This is a genomic window from Paenibacillus gallinarum, assembly GCF_014836635.1.
GTDB classification, from domain to species: domain Bacteria; phylum Bacillota; class Bacilli; order Paenibacillales; family Paenibacillaceae; genus Paenibacillus; species Paenibacillus gallinarum.
On record NZ_JACSQL010000009.1, the window covers coordinates 23,233 to 37,343 of the forward strand.

Consider the following 14,111-nt stretch of genomic DNA (forward strand, 5'->3'; position numbering starts at 1 on the left):
ATGGATCATATACAGAAAGAATTGCAAGAACGCTTAGCAAAACATCAAATTGAGCTAGACGAGAAGCAGTTAGACCAATTTGAGATTTATTATAAAGAGCTCGTATCTTGGAATGAGAAAATGAATCTAACCGGTATCACGGAAAGAGAGCAAGTATATACAAAACACTTTTATGATTCTGTCTCACTTGCTTTCTATGTAGGGATGGATAAAGTGAATACGATTGCGGATATCGGGTCTGGAGCTGGTTTCCCTGGTATTCCGCTAAAGATTTGTTTTCCTCATTTGAAGCTAACGATTATTGATTCTTTGAATAAACGAATTAATTTTTTACAGCATCTTGTTAACGCTCTTGGACTTGAAGGTGTGGAGCTTATTCATGGGCGAGCCGAAGAAATCGGAAGACGCGCAGGTTACCGGGATCATTATGATCTAGTTACTGCACGTGCTGTTGCCAGGCTTGCGGTACTTAATGAATTTTGTTTACCATTTGTTCGTAAAGACGGAATTTTCGCTGCAATGAAGGGTAGCGATCCTACCGCAGAATTGACAGAAGCGGCATACAGTTTAAAGGAGTTAAAAGGTAAACTCATAGAGACTCATGCTTTCCAACTACCCGTGGAAGAGTCAGCAAGGCATATGATTTTAATCCGTAAGACAGCAAACACGCCGAAGATGTATCCTAGAAAACCAGGAACACCATTAAAGACACCACTTGTTAAATAAGATAAAGGGAATGTTTCACGTGAAACATTCCCTTTTTTTGTTTTTCCTTAAGCAATCTACCTATCTCAAAAGAAGAAATAAATGTGAAATTTATCTGTATAAAAACACGGTTGAAAATCAATAAATACGATGAAAATAGTAGAAGTCAATTTTCCTTAAAATGAGATAAAATTCACTCTCAAACAATAGGATTATGGAAGAAAAAGTGATAGAATAGAGGAAGTAGTTTCTTCGTACAGAATGAGTCTAATCGTCATAGAACATAATCCTATACATAAAGAAGACGGCTTAGCCTAGGTGCAACACGGAATCGAAGAGAGAACAGTCAATGAAGTGTCTAAAGTGGCACTATTTTGAATTTAGGTGGTAATCTACGGAATGAAAGAACAATTTTCGAAGTTGTTTGGTTTGACGGAACGCAGTAACGGGGAAGAAGTAAAACAAATTGCAATCGACGAAATTGTGAGCAGCCCGTATCAGCCCCGTACGATTTTTGATGACGAGAAGATTGAAGAGTTATGCCAAACGATTAAAACACATGGTGTTATTCAGCCGATTGTAGTCCGCGTTCGGAACGGCCAATATGAACTTATTGCTGGGGAAAGACGCTGGCGTGCTGTTAAGAAGCTTGGTATGGCACATATTCCTGCAATTGTTCGTGAATTTAATGATTCCCAAGCAGCTTCAATAGCGCTTATCGAAAATCTACAGCGCGAAGGGCTTACAGCGATTGAAGAAGCAGTAGCCTATCAAAAGCTGATTGATCTGCACCAATTAACACAAGAAAGTCTGGCGCAGCGCCTTGGCAAAAGCCAATCCACAATAGCAAACAAAATTCGCTTGCTGCATTTACCTGAAGAAGTGAAAATGGCTCTTATGGAACGGAAGATATCAGAGCGACATGCGAGGGCATTACTTTCCTTAGATAGTCTGGAAATTCAATTAAAAATTCTCGAAGAAATCATCACAAAAGAATTGAACGTAAAACAAACGGAAGCAAGGGTCGCTTTTTACAAGGAATCTTCCAAGATCAAGAAGTCGAAACGAGTTTCTTTTACAAAAGATGTTAGACTTGCTTTGAACACAATTAGACAATCCATTGATATGGTGTCAGACTCGGGTCTAGACATCAAAACAAAAGAATCTGATCATGAAGATCATTATGAAATAGTAATACAAATTCCGAAACGTAAATAATGAACATACAGCGGCTCAAGTGCCGCTTTTTCTATCTAGTTCATTCTAACTTTTCCGCCGACTATCTATTATCTCGTACCCCTAAGGAATGACTCCTATACTGAGGTGAACAAAGTGTCAAAGATTATTGCCGTAGCAAACCAGAAGGGCGGAGTAGGAAAAACAACGTCCTCTGTTAATCTGGGTGCAGGATTGGCTTCACTTGGCAAGCGTGTACTTCTTGTAGATATAGATCCCCAAGGCAACACAACAAGCGGTGTGGGTATTAATAAAGCAGATGTTGCTTACTGTATTTACGATGTGCTCATTGAAGAAATACATCCTAGAGAAGCAATTGTCGAAACGAATATTCCGGGGCTTCATCTGATTCCCGCAACAATTCAGCTCGCTGGAGCTGAAATTGAACTTGTATCTACCATTTCTCGTGAAGTTCGTCTGAAGAAATCTCTGCAAATGATCAAACATGAGTATGACTATATCTTGATTGATTGTCCTCCTTCACTTGGGATGCTTACTATTAACTCACTGACTGCATCCGATTCTGTTATTATTCCAATTCAGTGTGAATACTACGCTCTCGAAGGTTTAAGTCAGCTCCTAAATACCGTTAGACTTGTACAGAAACATCTGAATACTTCTCTTCAAATAGAAGGCGTTCTTCTTACGATGTTTGATGCTCGTACTAACCTTGGGATTCAAGTTATAGAAGAAGTGAAAAAGTATTTTCAACAAAAAGTTTATAGAACGATTATTCCACGTAATGTTAGGCTTAGTGAAGCACCATCACATGGACAGTCTATTATTACGTATGATCCTCGCTCAAGGGGAGCTGAGGTTTATCTAGAGTTGGCAAAGGAAGTGATTTCATATGAGTAAGCGTTTAGGTAAAGGCTTGGATGCACTTCTACCTTCGCTTTCAATCAACGATGATGACAAAGTTGTGGAGATACCACTCAGCCAGCTTCGCGCAAATCCTTATCAGCCTAGAAAAACATTTGATGAAGAGTCCATAAAAGAACTGGCCGAATCTATTCGCCAGCATGGAGTCATTCAACCAATTATTGTTCGCAGTGTGCTCAAAGGGTATGAAATTATAGCTGGTGAGAGGCGTTTTCGTGCATCTCAATATTGTGGTAAATCAACAGTTCCGGCAGTAGTGCGTAATTTTTCCGAACAGCAAGTCATGGAAATTGCACTTATTGAAAATCTGCAACGTGAAAACCTAAATGCTATGGAAGTGGCTGTAGCATATCAAGGTCTTATGGAACAGTTCTCTCTAACTCAAGAAGAGCTGTCTATGAAAGTTGGTAAATCAAGATCTCATATTGCTAACTTTCTACGGTTGTTAACCTTACCGGAGGAAGTAAAGGATTATGTTTCACGTGGAACATTATCCATGGGGCATGCAAGAGCTATTGTTGGTCTTAAGGATCAAAAGGTAGTAAAGGAACTGGCTGAGGAATGTATCCAGAAGCAATGGAGCGTTAGAGAACTTGAAGAAGCTGTTCAACAATTGGATCGTAAGGGAAACGACAGCAAATCTAAGTCAAAGCAGAAGAGAAGAGACCCTTACATTGAAACGGTTGAGGAAAGTCTGCGTGATCGTTTCAAGACTACGGTAAAGATTAAGGCTAACAAGGAAAAAGGAAAGATTGAACTGAATTATTACAGCAAACAAGATTTAGAGAGACTATTAGAATTACTTCAATAAGTGGACTTCTCGAATGATCTACATGTCTAACCTATCATCAATACACATAAATATGAGGGTAATGGGTAAGTAAGTCTTTAGTGTAATGACATATCGTCCTCTTACCTCAGGTAGGAAGAAAAGATATGTCATTTTCTTTTGTAGAGGAGTAGGGAAATGAAAGAAATCATATATTTGGATCACGCTGCTACCTCTTGGCCGAAGCCGGAAGTAGTAAAAGAAGCGATGCTTCAGGCAATGGAAACAGCAGGTGCAAATCCTGGCAGAGGAAGCCATCAGATGTCTGTCAACGCAAGTCGGGTGTTATTTAATACTCGCCGTGTTATTGCAAAGCTGTTTGGGATTCATAATCCAAATGATATCGTACTTACTTCTAATACTACAATGAGTTTAAATTTAGCTATAAAAGGAATTTTGGAACCAGGCGATCATGTAATTACAACAATGATGGAACATAATTCTGTAAGAAGACCTTTAGAATACTTAAAATCTCTCGGGCAGATTGAAGTGGATTATCTTCCGCTTACGGATGAAGGGCAAATATATGTCGACATGATCGAGAGCCAAATCCGCCCTCATACCAAATTAGTAGCAGTAACCCATAGTTCTAATCTGCTAGGAAGTATTCTTCCATTGCAAGAGATTAGTGCTGTTACTCGAAAATATGGGATAGCTCTGCTCGTAGATGCTGCTCAAAGTGCGGGAGTCCTGCATATTGATGTAGAGAAGATGGGTATTGATATGTTGGCTTTTCCAGGGCATAAAGGTTTGCTTGGGCCACAGGGAACAGGTGGACTTTACATTCATCCTAATCTCGACGTGAAGCCACTGCTTTACGGCGGGACAGGCAGTCAATCAGAAGCAATAGGTCAACCTACAGTAAGGCCGGACCGGTATGAATCAGGTACACCAAACGTGGTAGGTTATGCTGGTCTAAGTGCAGGAATAGAACAAGTACGATCTTTGACGATAGATCAAATCTATGAACATGAGTGGTCACTCTCTCAATATTTAATAGAGGAATTAGAAAAGATTCCGGGAGCGCATATTCTTGGACCAAGAAAAGGGTGGCCAAGAAGCGGACTTGTATCTTTTAATATAGAAGGAACGGATTCCGCAGAGTTAGCTTTCCGGCTTGATCGGGAATACGGCATCGCAGTGCGTTCGGGATACCACTGTACCCCGCTTGCACATGAAAGTGCAGGAACTTTAGATCGAGGAGCAGTGAGAGCTAGTTTTGGTGTAAACTCAACGGAGGCAGAAGTGTCGGCGCTGCTCGCAGCTGTCCACCATCTTGCCGGTAGATCTTAATTAATAGAGGAGTAGGAACAATAAATGACAGATATGAATGAGCTGATCCTGGAACAATTGTCTATTATTATTTTCAGTATTTTGTTAATTGTTCTTGTTCTTTTAATCATGATGATTGTCCAAGCTACAAAGATGCGTAAACTTCGTAAAAACTATGATAACTTAATGTCTAGTACAGGAGTGGAAGATTTAGAATCCTTACTTTTCCAGCTTAAAGTTCAGATGGATTCCATTGAGGATATGCAAGCTGAGAACAAAGATGATATTAGAAAGGCGCTTACGAAGTTGAATCAAGTCCAAGGGAAAATAGGAGTAAAACGTTATAATGCATATGGAGAGCGGGGGACAGATCTAAGCTTTTCTGTTGCCATGCTGAATGAACAGAGCGATGGACTCGTGTTAACAGGGTTATATAATAGGGATGGTTCCTATGTATATGCAAAGCCCCTAAAAGGGGGAGAATCAACGTATTCCTTATCAAACGAGGAGAAAGAAGCTATTGTTCTTGCACAGCAAGAAGCGTAATACGTTTATGCCATTCTGTAAGTGCATCATATAAACTGTGGGAGATAACCTCTGCCATACGAACGACAAGACTAAGCCGAGTATTCTGAAGTACGAAATACTCCATAAAGCCGCCGACGTTAACGATACCAGTCAAATGGATATCGCCGACCGGCGGTAATTCTTTATTTACACCTGCTCCAGGACGAAGCGGTCCTGCAGCTACCTGAATGCAGCCTACACTAGAAGATTGTCCAAGACAGGCATCGATACCAATGACATAGGGGTCAGCATGTGTGGAATAAATTGCATCCAGCGTATCTTTCAGATTCATTGCATGAACGGGTTCCTCTAGTGTACCGTATAGGTGGTAGATGGGACTCTTTAACTTGGATAGAGATGTACCCACAAGAGGACCAAGACAATCGCCTGTTGAGCGATCGGTTCCGATGCAGACGATGACGATTTCTTTATGGGCAGGTGTCTGAAATAAATGGAATAGTAAACGGTGGACAATGGCTGATGCGATGCCTGGATCGGTATGGGGTATTTTCAGGCCAGGCATGTCCTGTGAAGATAAAGCTTTTGGAATACGATTCATAGTCGCACTATCTTCCTTTCGTGCTTGGAATAGTAGTACTAGTATATGGAAGTATGTTGGATTTTATACTTACTAGACCATCGTAGATAAGGAGTATTCGAATGGATACATGGATTACAATTGCTTTTGACTCAACACAGCAAGCTATCTATGCAGAAATGTTGCTAGAATATGCGGAAGTTGAGATCGATACCTATCCTACCCCAAAAGAAATTACGGCAGGCTGTGCCTTATCTATTCAGTTTCCTGAGCAATTTCTGGACAAAGTAAAGTATGTTATCATGACAGAGAAGGTTGAAATTCGCGGTATTTTTCGAAAAGAAGGTACCGGGTATATAGAAATAAAGTAGAGAGCGTTACTGAAGAGGTGAATAAAGAGTGGATTGGCCGTTAATGTTATTGACTGGTACAACAGGTTTACCGGAAGAATCAGGTAATGGAAAGGTTGAAGAAACGGTTGAGGAAGCCGTCAGCTGGGTTCAGAAAATTACAGATGGTATATGGAATTGGTTCACAGATGCCGACATGTGGATCGGCTACGCAGGTATACTATTACAGATTATTATCGTATTTGTTCTAACACGGATTGTTATTAAATTACTGCATGGAATTATAGATAAATCTTTACTGAATAATGGGTCTGAAAGAAGAATAAGACTCAATACACGAAGAGTGAATACGGTTGGAGAACTCTTGAAAAATGTAGTCTCCATGGTATGTAACTTTATTCTGGTACTACTTATTCTTAGTCAACTAGGTGTAGATTTAGCACCCGTGTTAGCCAGTGCTGGTGTACTTGGACTCGCCATTGGTTTTGGTGCACAAAGTTTAGTCAAAGACGTGATTACAGGATTCTTTATTATTCTTGAAGATCAATTCGCCGTAGGGGATGTCATTCAAACAGGTACCTTAAAAGGTACGGTGGAGATGATTGGTCTAAGAACAACGAAGATCGTTAGTTTTACCGGAGAGGTTCATATCATCCCTAACGGAGGAATTACTACAGTTACTAACTTCTCAATGGCTAACTCAAGAGCTGTGGTAGATATTCCGATGAAAGGTGAAGAACGACTGGGTGAAGCAATGCGGCTTGTAAAAGAGGCTGTACGCGACCTCCCAGAACGTAATACCAATGTACTGACTGTTCCTGAGGTTGTTGGGATTCAGTCTATGACCACATCTGAGTATGTGATCCGTGTTGTAGCCGAGTGTCTGCCGAATATGAATAATGCAGTGCAGCGTGACATCCAGATGGATGTGAAGGAAGCTCTCGAATATCAAGAAACAGTTCGTATGGCTGAGTTAGAGAGTGCGGCATCAAGGGAAGATGATGAGACAGGAGATGGATCGGGTGGAGCGTAAAATTTATGGTCTTGGAGACATCGTACAGATGAAAAAACCACATCCATGTGGAAGCAATGAGATGGAGATCATACGCATGGGAATGGATATCCGTATTAAGTGTGTTGGATGTAAGCATAGTGTGCTTGTTCCTAGAGCAAAATTCGAAAAAAACTTCAAAAAAGTACTTCGCTCATCTGAAGAGCCTCAGTCAGAATAAGAAGCAGACTGGGGCAATCTTTTCTTGCTAATAGAAGACTTTTTTGATATAATGAATCTTGCTGCGGAAAGGTACCCAAGAGGTTATAAGGGGACTGACTCGAAATCAGTTAGGCGCCTCACGGCGTGCGAGGGTTCGAATCCCTCTCTTTCCGCCATTTAACTAAATGAATGAACCTAACCTAAAAATACGGACGCACCTCTTACGTTTACAACGTAAGAGGTTTTTTCGTCTATGTGGATTTTTTTCATTTTTCGCTATAAAGAGTGTTTACTTTAGATAAACCAAAAAAGGACCCTAAAGGGTCCTTCTCGGAAGGCAGTGCGTTATGGTAAAGAAAACATCTTCACGTAACAATTCGTAAGAAACTCGGTGTACTGCAAGCAATACCAGTGCATCTGAATCCATTTATTTCATCTTCCGCACATTACCTTCCGCTTCTATTTGCCACGATCAAGACCCTCCTTTAAGCGAATGTCCGGCTCGGTCTTCAAATCATCCAACGGAACCACACCTCTCCTTGAGCACTGCCTTAACTGTATTATGTCCGTTAATGAGAAAAATAAACGTAAGCAGCAAATGAAATTATTTAGTTATTAATAATTAATGAACCCGGGCTTTGGTGAGCTTCTTCCATTTACGATCTTTATTTGTTGTTTCCGGGAACGCATCGCCTTTTTTCAGCTTAACTCGTTTGGGGTTGTTGATCTCAGTGTGAAAACTGGCCTCCCCTACCTCGGTGTATTCTCCGTCATTTGGTGCTTTATCTCCTGGTTCGAATTCTGTTCTTTCACCCATTCGTATCCCTCCTTATATTGTAGTGCTTAATTATTGTGTGCAGATTCCATTACAATCATGTTGGGAAATCTGATGGTAAAAGAGAACATGTGCTTGCACTCATATCATGAAAATGTTATATTGAAGTGGTGCGAGTTTATTCTCGTTCCTTGCTCTCAGCTAAGCTAGAGGGCCTTATGTCCATAAGGAGGTGTATAGTTATGCGCAAATACGAAGTGATGTACATTATTCGTCCTGATATTGAACAAGAAGCTGTTCAAGCTGCAGTCGAAAAATTCCAAGGCATCATCTCCAATGGCGGGGAAATTACAAAACATGATGTTTTGGGTAAACGCCGTCTTGCGTATGAGATTAAGAAATTCCGTGATGGTCACTATGTGTTGGTTAACTTCAACGCTGAACCAGCTGTCGTTTCCGAGTTGGAACGTCTCATGAAAATTTCTGACGAAGTAATTCGTTATCTCATCACGAACGATGTTGCTTAATCCGTAAAACATGATTTTTGTAATAATTACGCTCAGAAGGAGGGGATTAGATTGTTGAACCGAGTCATTCTGATTGGCCGGTTAACCCGTGACCCTGAATTACGTTATACTCCTGCTGGAGTAGCCGTGACTCAATTCACGCTTGCTGTAGACCGACCGTTTACAAGTCAAGGTGGAGAACGGGAAGCTGATTTTATACCGGTCGTTACCTGGAGACAGCTAGCGGAAACTTGTGCAAATTATTTGCGTAAAGGCCGTCTTACAGCCGTCGAGGGACGCATTCAAGTACGTAATTATGAGAATAATGAAGGTAAACGTGTATACGTTACTGAAGTTATCGCTGATAACGTTCGTTTCTTGGAATCTAGCCGTGATGGTGGTAACACAAATAGCGGTGGAACTGTGCGTGAAGAGCCTTCATTCGGAGGCGGCGGCAACGGTAACCGAGGGAACAATAATTTCTCACGGAACAATCAGGATCCTTTTTCGGATGACGGTAAACCGATTGATATTTCGGATGATGATTTGCCATTTTAATTAGGAAGGACTGAATAGCATGGGCTTCAAACAAAGAGAAGGCGGAGACGATAAAAGACCGGCACGCCGCGGTGGCCGTAATAAACGTCGTAAAGTTTGTTTCTTCACTGTTAACAAAATTACTCACATTGACTATAAAGATACGGACCTGCTTCGTAAATTTATCAGTGAACGCGGAAAAATTTTGCCACGTCGTGTTACTGGCACGAGTGCAAAATACCAACGCATGCTGACGATTGCGATCAAACGCTCCCGTCAAATCGCATTGCTTCCGTACACAACTGAATAGTTTCAGGTTCAGTGATCGAGAACAACCTGCTGTTTACAGCAGGTTGTTTTTTTTGTTTAATAATTACATATGATTCTCTGTTCTAATATATAAAGTAACTATTAACTATGGAAATATTGGTATAACGTTGTGATCGTCCTAACACACAAAATATAATGATAGGATAGATAAAATATAGGAGTGGTTATGAGAAGGCAAACACATCAAAGACGCGGGACTTCAGGACGTTTATTTTTAATGCTGTTGCTCTTGGGACTTGTATATTATATTTCGCAGTCGGACACTTTCCGTATTAATTGGAGCCTTCCTTTTTTTAGAGAGGTAGAAGAAGAACAGTTTGAAGTAACTGGATTACACCCGGTTGTTGCCGAAAAGCAAAATCAGTTAGTAGAACGAGCAAGAAAGAGCGGAATAAAGATTGTCATAACAGAAGGATACCGAAGTGAAGAGAGACAAGATGAGCTCTTTGAACAAGGACGATCGACAGCTGGACAAATTGTAACTTCTGCTAGAGGCGGGGAATCCTATCATAATTATGGACTGGCTATTGATTTTGCAATTAGGGTCTCAGAAGACAAGGTTATATGGGATATAGATTATGATGGGAATGGAAATGGAAAGTCAGATTGGATGGAGATTGTAGATATCGCTAAAGAACTCGGATTTGAATGGGGAGGCGATTGGATCAGTTTTCCGGACTATCCTCATCTTCAGTATGATTTTGGCTATAGTATAGCTGAATTGCAACGCGGTAAAAGACCACCAGGTTATGAACTAAATGCTAAAGATCTAGAAGCAAGTGAAGATTAAATTGAAAATAGCATGAAAAGATATTAGTAATTTATCTTAAATTATATCTGGTCCTGCCAAAGCAGGGCCTTTTTTTATTTTCTGAAATCTTTCACAAGATGTTTACAATTCATTGTAGATTCCACTTGAAATAACGAAGTAGAATTGTATAATAGGAAAAAAGTTCTAAAAAGAAGTTAATTAGCCTCGTTTCATTTACACCAACCAAAAGTCGTCCTCTTCTAAACGATAACGCTAAAAAACATGAAGTCTAGAATTAGTATGCGTTATGTTTACTTACACCAACCTTCATTTCTTATTTTATTTGTAATATATATGTTATATATATGCAATAATTTCATGAAATATAACAATACACTATCATCTATTAAATAACATACACACTCCCAAAAATTAACACATATCCCTAATAAATAAAAATAAACGCTAAGTATCAATAAAATGTAAAAAAAGATTGACGTTAGTAAAATTTACACGTATCATTACAATAAATTATTTAATACCAATAAATAGGATCATATTACATTTATTGACCGATGGTCTAAAAGTATGCATCTCTAGTACTACGTTTACACTAATTCTATTTATATTTATAACCTCACTTCAAGAATATTCTACATATATAGATCCATATACATGTATATACCATCCATTATTTCAAACCTACTCACTTTGTTTCCCTAGCATCATGGTCAGTCTTTCTTAGTAACTCTGTAATTATTCATGGATAATTTTCATATATTTTATCCTGATAATTTATAAACATTATGATTTTACGAGGAGGATTTTCATGAGAAAGAGATTTTCGCTAATGCTAGTGATCATGCTTATGCTGGTAACGGTACTTGCAGCATGCGCTGGCGGACAAACGGCAGAACCAACTCCGGGGGAAACACCAACACCACCAGCAGAGACACCAGAGACACCTGCTGAAGATGCTACACAGAACGATGGTTTGTTTGAAGCAACAGACTTGTCACTAAATCCACCAACGGCCACAGAACGTAAAGATACGTTGATTGTAGGGGTAACTTCTCCTAAGGGTGTATTTAACCCACTTTTCCAAGATTCTGCTTATGATGATATGGTTAACATTATTCTATTTGATTTCTTCCAAACCATGAACGGTGATGGAACATATTCTCTTCATTTAGCAGACAGCATTGATGTTAGTGAAGATGGTTTGAAATATACTTTCAAACTAAAACCAGGTGTGACTTATACAGATGGAACACCAGTAACGGTTAAAGATTTCTATTTTTCTCTAAAAGTTCTTCATGACAAGAGTTATGATGGACCGTCCGATGCATTGTCTTACAAGATTAAAGGCGGACAAGACTATTACGACGGTAAAGCTAGCGAAATCTCTGGCGTGACGATCGTAGATGAGAACACTGTAGAAGTAGAAGTTACTGAAGTTACAGCTCTTACTAAAGACTTCTTAGGCTCGGTTCCTTTCCTTCCAGAAGCTTACTACGGTAAAGACTATAAACAAGGTAACGTGGAATCTGTAAAAGCATTGAACGACAAGCCACTAGGTTCGGGTCAGTATATTATGAAATCCTTCCAACCAGGTCAACAAGTTATATTTGAGGCGAATGAGAACTACTTTGCTGGTGCACCGAAAATCAAAAATGTAATTTACAAATCGACTACAGATGAAACTAAACTTGCTATGCTTAACACAGGCGAGATCGATATGGACATGGTAACTGTAAATGAAGATAACATTGAGGAACTTCAATCCTATGGTTTCTTGAACATTAATGTCTTCCCTACTAACGGTTATGGATATGTAGGTATCAACCATGAAAAAGAAAAATTTAAAGACCCTGCAGTTCGTCAAGCATTGGTATATGGTTTGAATCGTGCTGAAATTGTAGAAGCTGTTTACGGTAAATTTGCAGACGTCATTAATATTCCACAGTCCAAACAATCTTGGGCTTATACTGACGAAGGAATTGAAGCTTATGCATTTGACACAGAAAAAGCAAAATCATTGTTAGATGAAGCGGGCTGGACAGTAGGTGCAGACGGTATTCGTGAAAAAGATGGAGAGAAATTTGAAATTGATTTCTCTGGTACTGCTGAAAACCCAGTAGTTGATGCTATCTTGCCAATTATGACTGCTAACTATCAAGATCTTGGAATTAAGTTAAATGCAGAAAAACTTGATTTCAATGCAATCCTAGATAAAACAGATAAGGGCGATTTCGATATGTTCTTCATGGCATGGGGACTTACTCCAGATCCAGATGGAACAGTATATACAACGGGCGGAGCACAAAACCGAGTGAAATACTCTAACGAAGCTTATGATGCGTTGATGAAACAAGGTAAAAAAGAACTTAATCAAGAGAAACGTAAAGAAATCTACGCACAGGCTTACCAAGAACTTAACAAAGATATCCCTGATATTCTGATGTACCAAAGAAGAGATGCTTGGGCTGTTAATGGTCGTGTAACTGGACTTGAGATTACTCCTTATAAAGACTTCACATATTCTCTTTATCAAGCGGAACTGGCACAATAATTTAACTGCATGATTATGATAAGCTCAGCTCATTAAAGAGCTGAGCTTATCCACTTATAATCCGGGAGGAATATTATGAAGCAGTACATTATCCGGAGGCTGCTGCAGATGATTCCGACGATGATCGGTATCAGCATAATTGTTTTTGCAATTACAGCACTCATTCCAGGAGACTATATTACAGCTCAGCAAAATCCGAATATGACTGCGGAAAAGGCTCAGCAATTACGAGAGATATATGGTCTCGATAAAGGTGTCGTTGATAGGTACTTTACATGGGTAGGACATATGATTACCGGTAATATGGGGGACTCACTTCAACATAAAAGACCCGTTACTGATGTCATTGGAGATTATGTGTGGAATTCATTTATCATTGCATTTTTCAGTCTAATGTTTAGTTGGATTATAGCTATTTTTACAGGAGTTTTATCAGCCAAATTTCAATATTCATTTTTCGATAAGATTGTTACGCTCTTTGTATTCTTATGTATGTCATTACCCTCTTTTTTCTTAGGACTCGTTTTAATTAAATTCTTAGCTGTTGATTTAAAACTATTCCCTGTAGGAGGAATGACAACTGCAGGCCAGCCTGGTTCTACATGGGATTATATTTTAGATGTAGCTAATCATATGTTTATGCCTGTTCTTGTGCTCACCATGCTCAGTACTGGATCACTAACGCGTTATTTCAGAACGAGTATGCTTGAGGTGATACGTCAGGATTATATTCGTACAGCCCGTGCAAAAGGTCTGAAGGAAAGAACGGTAATTTTCAAACACGCACTTCGAAATGCAATGCTTCCTGCGATTACGTTGATGGGTCTAGAACTTCCAGGGTTATTTGGAGGAGCAATCATATTAGAGAAGATTTTCGTTTGGCCTGGTGTAGGACAAGTTTATCTGGAGTCGATTACGATGAGGGATTATCCATTTATGCTTGGATTCACTATATTCTTAGCGGTTCTTACATTACTCGGAACTTTGCTATCCGATGTTCTCTATGGGGTTGCTGATCCTAGAATACGTTTAAAGTAGGAGGAGATTT

17 protein-coding genes and 1 tRNA gene are annotated in these 14,111 nt (G+C 39.6%); 16 read left to right on the top strand and 2 right to left on the bottom strand.

The genetic code is table 11. The features are described from left to right. From rsmG to H9647_RS17540, 6 genes are all read left to right on the top strand, one after another. Positions 1-726 (top strand): 16S rRNA (guanine(527)-N(7))-methyltransferase RsmG, encoded by a 726-nt coding sequence (gene rsmG, locus H9647_RS17515; protein WP_191802368.1) that lies wholly within the window; start codon positions 1-3, stop codon positions 724-726. Positions 727-1,104: 378 nt separating this feature from the next. Continuing rightward, complete coding sequence (noc, locus tag H9647_RS17520; protein ID WP_191802370.1) at positions 1,105-1,923, top strand: nucleoid occlusion protein; 819 nt, start codon at positions 1,105-1,107, stop codon at positions 1,921-1,923. A 114-nt stretch (positions 1,924-2,037) separates the two neighbouring features. Beyond that, entirely contained in the window at positions 2,038-2,799 is a 762-nt protein-coding gene (locus H9647_RS17525) for a ParA family protein (RefSeq protein WP_191802372.1), read from the top strand. Then, the gene (locus H9647_RS17530) at positions 2,792-3,634 is read left to right on the top strand and encodes a ParB/RepB/Spo0J family partition protein (protein ID WP_191802374.1); all 843 of its coding nucleotides are present in this window, start codon (positions 2,792-2,794) and stop codon (positions 3,632-3,634) included. Before H9647_RS17525 ends, H9647_RS17530 begins: the two co-directional genes overlap by 8 nt. Positions 3,635-3,790: 156 nt before the next feature. Further along, positions 3,791-4,945 carry an aminotransferase class V-fold PLP-dependent enzyme gene (locus H9647_RS17535; protein WP_191802377.1) on the top strand — a complete coding sequence of 385 codons (1,155 nt, stop codon included), beginning with the start codon at positions 3,791-3,793 and terminating at the stop codon, positions 4,943-4,945. Positions 4,946-4,969: 24 nt separating this feature from the next. Beyond that, a complete protein-coding gene (locus tag H9647_RS17540) occupies positions 4,970-5,470 on the top strand; it encodes a DUF4446 family protein (RefSeq protein WP_191802379.1) in 501 nt (166 codons plus the stop codon). Here H9647_RS17540 and yyaC read toward each other — a convergent pair. Beyond that, positions 5,442-6,050, bottom strand: a complete 609-nt coding sequence (gene yyaC, locus H9647_RS17545) for a spore protease YyaC (RefSeq protein WP_191802381.1) — start codon at positions 6,048-6,050, stop codon at positions 5,442-5,444. The two genes, H9647_RS17540 and yyaC, sit on opposite strands and share 29 nt — an antisense overlap. Before the next feature lie 101 nt (positions 6,051-6,151). Between yyaC and H9647_RS17550 the strand changes: the two genes are divergently transcribed. The 4 genes from H9647_RS17550 (at position 6,152) to H9647_RS17565 (ending at position 7,768) form a co-directional block, all read left to right on the top strand. Continuing rightward, on the top strand, positions 6,152-6,400 hold the full coding sequence (locus tag H9647_RS17550; protein ID WP_191802383.1) for a DUF3343 domain-containing protein: 249 nt from the start codon (positions 6,152-6,154) through the stop codon (positions 6,398-6,400). Positions 6,401-6,443: 43 nt separating this feature from the next. Continuing rightward, entirely contained in the window at positions 6,444-7,412 is a 969-nt protein-coding gene (locus H9647_RS17555) for a mechanosensitive ion channel family protein (protein WP_191802695.1), read from the top strand. Next, on the top strand, positions 7,402-7,611 hold the full coding sequence (locus H9647_RS17560) for a DUF951 domain-containing protein (RefSeq protein ID WP_191802385.1): 210 nt from the start codon (positions 7,402-7,404) through the stop codon (positions 7,609-7,611). The genes H9647_RS17555 and H9647_RS17560 overlap by 11 nt, the downstream gene beginning before the upstream one ends. A gap of 65 nt (positions 7,612-7,676) precedes the next feature. Next, a tRNA-Ser gene (locus tag H9647_RS17565) sits at positions 7,677-7,768 on the top strand. Positions 7,769-8,214: 446 nt separating this feature from the next. On the opposite strand, the gene H9647_RS17570 is transcribed toward H9647_RS17565, so the two are convergent. Further along, complete coding sequence (locus tag H9647_RS17570) at positions 8,215-8,409, bottom strand: YjzC family protein (protein WP_191802387.1); 195 nt, start codon at positions 8,407-8,409, stop codon at positions 8,215-8,217. Positions 8,410-8,609: 200 nt separating this feature from the next. On the opposite strand from H9647_RS17570, the gene rpsF reads away from it, so the two are divergent. The 6 genes from rpsF to H9647_RS17600 all read left to right on the top strand — a co-directional run bounded on the left by rpsF (position 8,610) and on the right by H9647_RS17600 (position 14,101). Continuing rightward, positions 8,610-8,894 (top strand): 30S ribosomal protein S6, encoded by a 285-nt coding sequence (rpsF, locus tag H9647_RS17575; RefSeq protein ID WP_160035531.1) that lies wholly within the window; start codon positions 8,610-8,612, stop codon positions 8,892-8,894. Positions 8,895-8,945: 51 nt separating this feature from the next. Next, positions 8,946-9,431, top strand: a complete 486-nt coding sequence (gene ssb, locus H9647_RS17580; RefSeq protein ID WP_191802390.1) for a single-stranded DNA-binding protein — start codon at positions 8,946-8,948, stop codon at positions 9,429-9,431. Positions 9,432-9,450: 19 nt separating this feature from the next. Beyond that, positions 9,451-9,720: a 30S ribosomal protein S18 gene (gene rpsR / locus H9647_RS17585; protein WP_160035535.1), complete on the top strand. Its 270-nt coding sequence runs from the start codon at positions 9,451-9,453 to the stop codon at positions 9,718-9,720. 186 nt (positions 9,721-9,906) lie between these two features. Next, positions 9,907-10,530 (top strand): M15 family metallopeptidase, encoded by a 624-nt coding sequence (locus H9647_RS17590; RefSeq protein WP_225229381.1) that lies wholly within the window; start codon positions 9,907-9,909, stop codon positions 10,528-10,530. 790 nt (positions 10,531-11,320) lie between these two features. Next, the gene (locus tag H9647_RS17595; RefSeq protein WP_191802392.1) at positions 11,321-13,063 is read left to right on the top strand and encodes an ABC transporter substrate-binding protein; all 1,743 of its coding nucleotides are present in this window, start codon (positions 11,321-11,323) and stop codon (positions 13,061-13,063) included. 75 nt (positions 13,064-13,138) lie between these two features. Beyond that, a complete protein-coding gene (locus tag H9647_RS17600) occupies positions 13,139-14,101 on the top strand; it encodes an ABC transporter permease (RefSeq protein WP_191802394.1) in 963 nt (320 codons plus the stop codon). Positions 14,102-14,111: the final 10 nt, after the last annotated feature.

What these genes read in the sequence shown, in the direction of transcription:
- H9647_RS17600 (WP_191802394.1), top strand. Translation starts at nt 13,139, where the DNA reads ATGAAGCAGTACATTATCCGGAGGCTGCTGCAGATGATTCCGACGATG.
- H9647_RS17555 (WP_191802695.1), top strand. Translation starts at nt 6,444, where the DNA reads ATGTTATTGACTGGTACAACAGGTTTACCGGAAGAATCAGGTAATGGA.
- rsmG (WP_191802368.1), top strand. Translation starts at nt 1, where the DNA reads ATGGATCATATACAGAAAGAATTGCAAGAACGCTTAGCAAAACATCAA.
- noc (WP_191802370.1), top strand. Translation starts at nt 1,105, where the DNA reads ATGAAAGAACAATTTTCGAAGTTGTTTGGTTTGACGGAACGCAGTAAC.
- H9647_RS17550 (WP_191802383.1), top strand. Translation starts at nt 6,152, where the DNA reads ATGGATACATGGATTACAATTGCTTTTGACTCAACACAGCAAGCTATC.
- H9647_RS17570 (WP_191802387.1), bottom strand. Translation starts at nt 8,409, where the DNA reads ATGGGTGAAAGAACAGAATTCGAACCAGGAGATAAAGCACCAAATGAC.
- rpsF (WP_160035531.1), top strand. Translation starts at nt 8,610, where the DNA reads ATGCGCAAATACGAAGTGATGTACATTATTCGTCCTGATATTGAACAA.
- yyaC (WP_191802381.1), bottom strand. Translation starts at nt 6,050, where the DNA reads ATGAATCGTATTCCAAAAGCTTTATCTTCACAGGACATGCCTGGCCTG.
- H9647_RS17595 (WP_191802392.1), top strand. Translation starts at nt 11,321, where the DNA reads ATGAGAAAGAGATTTTCGCTAATGCTAGTGATCATGCTTATGCTGGTA.
- rpsR (WP_160035535.1), top strand. Translation starts at nt 9,451, where the DNA reads ATGGGCTTCAAACAAAGAGAAGGCGGAGACGATAAAAGACCGGCACGC.
- H9647_RS17530 (WP_191802374.1), top strand. Translation starts at nt 2,792, where the DNA reads ATGAGTAAGCGTTTAGGTAAAGGCTTGGATGCACTTCTACCTTCGCTT.
- H9647_RS17540 (WP_191802379.1), top strand. Translation starts at nt 4,970, where the DNA reads ATGACAGATATGAATGAGCTGATCCTGGAACAATTGTCTATTATTATT.
- H9647_RS17535 (WP_191802377.1), top strand. Translation starts at nt 3,791, where the DNA reads ATGAAAGAAATCATATATTTGGATCACGCTGCTACCTCTTGGCCGAAG.
- H9647_RS17590 (WP_225229381.1), top strand. Translation starts at nt 9,907, where the DNA reads ATGAGAAGGCAAACACATCAAAGACGCGGGACTTCAGGACGTTTATTT.